Annotated in this window: 6 protein-coding genes and 2 pseudogenes; 1 reads left to right on the forward strand and 7 read right to left on the reverse strand. The window is 71.1% G+C overall.

What is annotated here, in order from left to right; translation table 11 throughout:
- Positions 1–109, forward strand: a pseudogene (locus ACQKIP_RS36275) (1-acyl-sn-glycerol-3-phosphate acyltransferase); the annotation flags it as partial.
- 5 nt (positions 110–114) lie between these two features.
- Here ACQKIP_RS36275 and ACQKIP_RS36280 read toward each other — a convergent pair.
- From ACQKIP_RS36280 to ACQKIP_RS36310, 7 genes and pseudogenes are all read right to left on the reverse strand, one after another.
- Entirely contained in the window at positions 115–822 is a 708-nt protein-coding gene (locus tag ACQKIP_RS36280; RefSeq protein WP_365862545.1) for a B3/B4 domain-containing protein, read from the reverse strand.
- 27 nt (positions 823–849) lie between these two features.
- Entirely contained in the window at positions 850–1446 is a 597-nt protein-coding gene (locus tag ACQKIP_RS36285; RefSeq protein ID WP_365862543.1) for a transglutaminase-like domain-containing protein, read from the reverse strand.
- Between the two features lie 87 nt (positions 1447–1533).
- Positions 1534–2604 carry a threonine aldolase family protein gene (locus ACQKIP_RS36290; RefSeq protein ID WP_365862542.1) on the reverse strand — a complete coding sequence of 357 codons (1071 nt, stop codon included), beginning with the start codon at positions 2602–2604 and terminating at the stop codon, positions 1534–1536.
- A 29-nt stretch (positions 2605–2633) separates the two neighbouring features.
- Positions 2634–3407 (reverse strand): SDR family NAD(P)-dependent oxidoreductase, encoded by a 774-nt coding sequence (locus ACQKIP_RS36295; RefSeq protein ID WP_365862541.1) that lies wholly within the window; start codon positions 3405–3407, stop codon positions 2634–2636.
- A complete protein-coding gene (locus ACQKIP_RS36300) occupies positions 3404–4819 on the reverse strand; it encodes a DUF6421 family protein (protein WP_365862539.1) in 1416 nt (471 codons plus the stop codon). The genes ACQKIP_RS36295 and ACQKIP_RS36300 overlap by 4 nt, the downstream gene beginning before the upstream one ends.
- 81 nt (positions 4820–4900) lie before the next feature.
- Positions 4901–5908 carry an alpha/beta hydrolase gene (locus tag ACQKIP_RS36305; RefSeq protein WP_365862537.1) on the reverse strand — a complete coding sequence of 336 codons (1008 nt, stop codon included), beginning with the start codon at positions 5906–5908 and terminating at the stop codon, positions 4901–4903.
- A pseudogene (locus tag ACQKIP_RS36310) lies at positions 5905–6538 on the reverse strand (LLM class flavin-dependent oxidoreductase); the annotation flags it as partial. The pseudogene ACQKIP_RS36310 and the gene ACQKIP_RS36305, both read right to left, overlap by 4 nt.

Here is a 6538-nt window from a genome sequence, read left to right on the forward strand (position 1 = left end):
CGCCTACCCCGTGCGCCCCAAGGGCCCGGACGACACGTGGTGGATGCCGGCGCACCTCGGCGGCACCGCGCCGACCCCGGCCGAGGTCAAGGCCGCCGAGGCGAGCTGAATCGATTACTCCGGGCGCTGTGACGCCCGCTCCGGCGCGTGGACGGTGAGCTGCGCGCCGGGGCTGGACTTCTCGAGGAGTTCGGCCAGTTCGTTGCCCGCGGCCTCGGCCCCGGAGTCCGGCCCCATCCCCTCCAGCAGGAAGATGGCGTTGACGGAGTCCTCCGTGAGGCGGGTGCGCGGCCCCTGGCGCCAGTTCCAGCGGCGGCAGGTGACTCCCTCGTCGTCGCACCAGACGACCTCGCCCGCGTCCGGGTGCTCGACGGTCCGCTCGCCGCCGGCCATGGTCACGAAGTCCTCGGTGCCGGTGGCCCGCACCAGGCGCATGCCGCCCCTGATCCGGTCCAGGTCCTCGCCGCCGACCGGGATCAGATGGGCGACGCTGATCGCGTTGTAGAGGTCGACGAGGGCGTTGATGCGCGGCAGTCCGCCGTCGGCGAGGGCGCGCTTGGCCAGGGCCTCGGCGGAGTTGCGCGTACGCGAGGGCTTCGCGCCGAAGGCGGTGTACGTCGCGCGCCAGGCCGCCATGTGCGGGTCCTCGTGCGGGGCGCGGCCGTCGAGCCGCCCGGCGAGGCGGCGTGCGGCCTCGTCGAGAAGGTTCGAGGTCGCGTCGGTGCTGGGGCCGTTGACGAGCCCGTAGGCCTCGACGGCGACGTGGGTGAAGCCCGGCGCGAGGGCGCGGACCTCGTCGGAGACGGTCAGGTCGATGGTCATGGTCCGTCGTGCCTCACAGTTCGTGCGTCACAGTTCCGAGGGGTAGATCTGCCAGAGGTGCGGCCGGTCCCTGGCTTCCTTGAGCACCCGGAGCACCACTGGGCTCGGTTCAGCGTACAGGACCGGATAGTCCACTTCATTGGACTGCGGATCCACGGGCCAGGCCAGCCGCTCCTCGCCGAGGCGGAACTGCGCGTCGACCCCGGCCGGGATGTTCCCGCGCGGATCCTGCCGGTGCCAGGCACCGTCGAGGCGTACGGCGACCAGGCCGTGCAGGGAGTAGCCGCTGGTGTTGCCGTCCCTCAGCCGCTGATAGCAGAACGCGGTCGGGATGTCCTCGGCGCGCAGCAGGGCGGCCAGGGCGTGGGACTTGGCGACGCAGATGCCGGTGCGCTCCCTCAGGACGTCGGAGGCCCGCCAGGTGACCTCCATGCGGCCCGCGTCCTGCGAGTGCGGGATGACGTCGCGCACGTACTCGAAGGCGGCGCGGGCGTACTCGTACGTATCGGCGGATGACTTTGCGAGAGCGGCCACCGTCTCGCGGACCAGCGGGTGGTGGTGGTCGACCACGTCGTCGGCGGCCAAGTACGCCGACAGGTCAGGGTTTTCCTGGATCAGCTGCATGCCACGGGAGCATAGGAATGCGATCGACCGCACGTAAATGGATTTACGGTCGACCGCATACCTATGCAGCGAATGGGGAGCGAACGGCTAGCGCGCCATCTCCTCCTTGAGGGCCGCGACGAACCCGTCCACGTCCTCCTCGCGCGTGTCGAAGGCGCACATCCAGCGGACGTCGCCCGCCGCCTCGTCCCAGAAGTAGAAGCGGTACTGCTTCTGCAGCCGCTCGCTCACGTCGTGCGGCAGCCGCGCGAAGACCGCGTTGGCCTGCACCGGATAGAGGATCTCCACGCCGTGGACGGCGCGCACGCCCTCCGCGAGGCGCTGCGCCATCTCGTTCGCGTGCCGTGCGTTGCGCAGCCACAGGTCCTTGGCGAGCAGGGCCTCCAACTGCACCGAGACGAAGCGCATCTTGGAGGCGAGCTGCATGGACAGCTTGCGCAGGTGCTTCATGTGCTTGACGGCGTCCTGGTTGATGACGACGACGGCCTCCCCGAAGAGCGCGCCGTTCTTCGTGCCGCCCAGGGACAGGATGTCCACGCCGACCGCGTTCGTGAACGTCCGCATGGGGACGTCCAGGGACGCGGCGGCGTTCGATATGCGCGAGCCGTCGAGGTGCACCCGCATGCCGAGCGCGTGCGCGTGGTCGCAGATGGCGCGGATCTCGTCGGGCGTGTAGAGCGTGCCCAGTTCGGTGTTCTGCGCGATCGAGACGACCTGCGGCATCGCCCGGTGCTCGTCGTCCCAGCCGAACGCCTGCTTGTCGATCAGCTCGGGGGTCAGCTTGCCGTCGGGCGTGGGAACCGTGAGCAGCTTCAGGCCGCCCATCCGCTCGGGGGCGCCGCCCTCGTCCACGTGGATGTGCGCGGACTCGGCGCAGATCACCGCGCCCCAGCGGTCGGTGATCGCCTGGAGCGCGACGACGTTGGCGCCCGTGCCGTTGAAGACCGGGAACGCCTCGGCCGTGGGGCCGAAGTGGCCCCGGATGACCTGCTGGAGGTTGGCCGTGTAGTCGTCCTCGCCGTACGCGATCTGGTGACCGCCGTTGGCAAGGGCGATGGCGGCGAGCACCTCCGGGTGGGCGCCCGCGTAGTTGTCGCTCGCGAACCCCCGTACGTCCGGGTCGTGATGGCGGCGTGCGTCGGTCTTCGGAGGGTTCACGGCTTCTCTGTCACGGGTGTCGCGAGCGGTCACGGCTTCTCGGTCAGCCACAGGCGGGTTCCGTTCACTTCTCCGGCGGGCCGGTCCCAGACTCCGGCGATGGCATCGGCCAGCTCCGTGACGTCCGTGAAGCCCGCGAACTTCGCGTTGGGCCGCTCCGCGCGCATCGCGTCGTGCACCAGCGCCTTGACCACCAGGATGGCAGCCGCCGATGTCGGGCCCTGCTCGCCCCCCGCCTTGCGGAAGGCGTCGCCGAGGGCCAGGGTCCAGGCCTCGGCGGCGGCCTTCGAGGCGGAGTACGCCGCGTTGCCCGCGGTGGGCTTGGAGGCGCCGGCCGCGCTGATCAGGAGATAGCGGCCGCGGTCGCTGCGCTGCAGGCCGTCCTGGAAGGCGAGCGAGGTGTGCTGCACCGTGCGGATCAGGAGCTTTTCGAGCAGGTCCCAGTCGGCGAGGTCGGTCTCGGCGAAGTTCTTGCTGCCCCGCCAGCCGCCGACGAGATGGATCAGGCCGTCGATCCGGCCGAACTCCTTCTCCGTGCGGGCGGCCCACCCGCGGGTGGCGTCCAGGTCGAGCAGGTCGACCGTGTCACCGGTGACCGTCGCCCCGCCGTGCGCGTACCTCGCGGCGTCCACGGCCTCCGCCAGGCGCGCCGCGTCGGCGTCCGAGGCGATGACCGTGGCACCGGCCTCGGCGAGCCTCAGCAGCGTGGCACGGCCCGCCGGGCCGCCTGCTCCCGCGACCGCGACCACGGCTCCATCGAGTGCGGACATCGTCCTCGCCTCCTTGGTGGTGCGGTCGGTCATGCGGCGACCCGCTCGGCGCTCGCCGCGGTGATCCCCTTGGTTTCGGCGATCACGCGCTTGAGCTTCTTGGAAAGCGCCTCATAGAACATGCTGAGCGGAAACTCGTCCGGAAGCACGTCGTCGACCAGTTTTCGGGGCGGAAGCTGCACATCCAGGGCGTCGGGGCCCTTGGCCCAGCGCGATCCGGGGTGCGGGGCGAGGTACTGCGAGACCAGGTCGTACGCGGCGAACCAGTGCACGAGCTTGGGGCGGTCGATGCCCGCGCGGTAGAGCTCCTCGATCTCGGCGCACAGCTGGTTGGTGACCCGCGGCGCGCGCTCCCAGTCGATCTTGAGCTTGTTGTCGGTCCAGCGCACGACGTCGTGCTTGTGGAGGTACGCGAAGAGCAGCTGGCCGCCGAGCCCGTCGTAGTTCTTGACGCGGTCGCCCGTGACCGGGAAGCGGAACATGCGGTCGAAGAGGACGGCGTACTGCACGTCGCGTGCCTGCGGGACGCCCTCGGCCTCCAGCTTCACGGCCTCCTTGAAGGCGGTGAGGTCGCAGCGCAGCTCCTCCAGGCCGTACATCCAGAACGGCTGGCGCTGCTTGATCATGAAGGGGTCGAAGGGCAGGTCGCCGTGGCTGTGGGTGCGGTCGTGCACCATGTCCCACAGGACGAACGCCTGCTGGCAGCGGTCCTGGTCGCCGACCATCTCGCGGATGTCGTCGGGCAGTTCGAGCCCGAGGATCTCCACGGACGCCTCGGTGACGCGGCGGAAGCGGGCCGCCTCGCGGTCGCAGAAGATGCCGCCCCAGCTGAAGCGCTCGGGGGCCTCGCGCACGGCGATGGTCTCCGGGAAGAGCACGGCCGAGTTCGTGTCGTACCCGGCGGTGAAGTCCTCGAAGGTGATGCCGCAGAACAGCGGGTTGTCGTAGCGCGTGCGCTCCAGCTCGGCCAGCCAGTCCGGCCAGACCATGCGAAGGACGACCGCTTCGAGATTGCGGTCCGGGTTGCCGTTCTGCGTGTACATCGGGAAGACCACGAGGTGCTGGAGGCCGTCGCGGCGGTCGGCCGCGGGCTGGAAGGCGAGCAGCGAGTCGAGGAAGTCCGGCACCTTGAAGCCGTCGTCGGCCCAGCGCCGCAGGTCCGCGCCGAGCGCCTGGTGGTACGCGGCGTCGTGCGGCAGGAGCGGGGCGAGCTGGTCGATCCCGGATATCACGCGGTCGACGGCGAGTTCGGCCACGGCCTTCGCCGGGGCGCCCTCCGCGTCGAAGTCGATCGAGCCGTCCGCGGACTGCCACGGGCGGATCTCTTCCACGGCGTCCTTGAGCATCGGCCAAGCCGGGTGCTCCACGACCCGTCCCACGGGGGCACCCCCGCTCACGGGAGGAACCGCCCCTTCCGTAACCCTCTGCACAAGAATTTCCGTCACTTGTCAACCTCCACGGGAGAACCTCGCGTTAGAACACCGTATGCGGGCGAGGTTCTCCACCACAAGAGGAGGCTCAGGAAATTATCCTGTGACACCCCCAACATCACCGCTGATTTTCCTGTCGGTAACCGTCGAGGCGACCGCTTCTGCCACATTCGCCACCGCGGCCCGCGCATCGTCCAGGAGCCGCGGGAAGCCCAGGAAGCCGTGGAACATCCCCGGGTAGTGCCCCCGTGTCACCGGGACCCCCGCCAGGCCCAGCCTGACCGCATATGCCGCGCCCTCGTCGCACAGGGGATCGCAGCCCGCGGTCACGATGTGCGCGGGCGGCAGCCCGGACAGGTCCGCGGCCGCGGGCGAGGCGTAGGGGTGGGTGCCGTCGCCGTCCGGGCCGAGGTACTGCTCCCAGAACCAGCGCAGGTGCGCGGCGGTGAGGAAGCAGCCGGACGCGTTCGTCGTATACGAGTCGCTGTCCTGCGCCGCGTCGAGCAGGGGGTAGATCAGCACCTGGAGCGCCACGGCGGGCCCCCCGCGGTCCCGCGCCGTCAGGGCGGCGACGGTGGCCAGGCCTCCCCCGCTGCTGTCCCCGGCCGTCACCACGGCGTCCGGATCGCCGCCGAGCCCTCCCGCCCCGGCTCTCGCCGCGGCCCAGCACAGCGCCGCGTAGGCGTCATCGGCGGCCGCGGGGAAGCGGTGCTCGGGGGCCAGGCGGTAGGCGACGGAGACCACGACGGCGCCGGATGCGGCGCAGAGGGTGCGGGCCGTGGCGTCGTGGGTGTCGAGGCCGCAGAGGGTGTAGCCGCCGCCGTGGAAGAAGACGACGGTGGGGCGGGGGCGCCCCGCCCCTTCCGGGCGGTAGACCCGTACGGGCAGGTCGGGGGCGCCGGCGGGGCCGGGGACGACCCGGTCCAGGACTGCTCCCACGGGCGGTGCGGTCTTGCCCGGCGCGGGGGTCGCGGCGAGGATGCGTCGGGCTTCGGCCGCGTCCGTGACGGTGCCGCCGAGGTCGGGAAAGGCGGCGCTCAGCGCGTCGACGAGGGGGCGGGCTTTGGGGGCGAGACGGTCACGGGCCGTTCCGGGCGCCGTCACCCGGACTCCTGGGCGCGGAAATACGGGATGACCTTCTCGCCCCACTGCCGCAGGGTCTCCATGCAGGCTTCCTGCGGGACGGTGCCCATCTGGATGAGGCACATGATCTCGTCGGCCCCGGCGTCGCGGAGCCGTTCCACGTACGCGATGGCGTCGTCGGCGGTCCCGTAGGCGTGCTCGGCGTTGAAGGTGGCCGTGGAGGTGGGCCGTACCGGGATGTCATGCTCGTGCAGCCGGGCGACGACCTGCTCGGCGGCCTCCCGCATCGCGGCCGCCTCGTCGGCGCCCTCGACCACGGCTTCGTCGGGGATGCCTGCGCCGCCGTACCAGTGGCCGATGGACTGCGCGAAGAATCGCTGGCCGCGGATGCCCACGTTCCGGGCCGTCTCCCGGTCGTCGAGCACGATCGTCGGGCAGAGCACGGAGAAGTGGTCGTTGACGACAGCGGACACGAAGCGCGCGTCGCTGCGGGCCGCGATGGCACTGTCGTACGCCGCGCGCATCCCGGCGATCGACTCCGGTCCCGCGAAGCCCATCACCAGGGCGCCGATGCCGAGTTCGGCGGCCTGCTCGAGGGTTTCGGTCCTGCTGCACGCCAGGAACAGCGGGGGGTGCGGGGTCTGGTGGGGC

Origin of the sequence: Streptomyces sp. NPDC059900, assembly GCF_050270335.1 — a bacterium.
In the GTDB taxonomy this organism is placed as follows: Bacteria; Actinomycetota; Actinomycetes; order Streptomycetales; family Streptomycetaceae; genus Streptomyces.

Excerpts from the sequence above, each read along its gene's own strand:
- ACQKIP_RS36280 (WP_365862545.1), bottom strand. The coding sequence starts at position 822 with ATGACCATCGACCTGACCGTCTCCGACGAGGTCCGCGCCCTCGCGCCG.
- ACQKIP_RS36285 (WP_365862543.1), bottom strand. The coding sequence starts at position 1,446 with ATGCAGCTGATCCAGGAAAACCCTGACCTGTCGGCGTACTTGGCCGCC.
- ACQKIP_RS36295 (WP_365862541.1), bottom strand. The coding sequence starts at position 3,407 with ATGACCGACCGCACCACCAAGGAGGCGAGGACGATGTCCGCACTCGAT.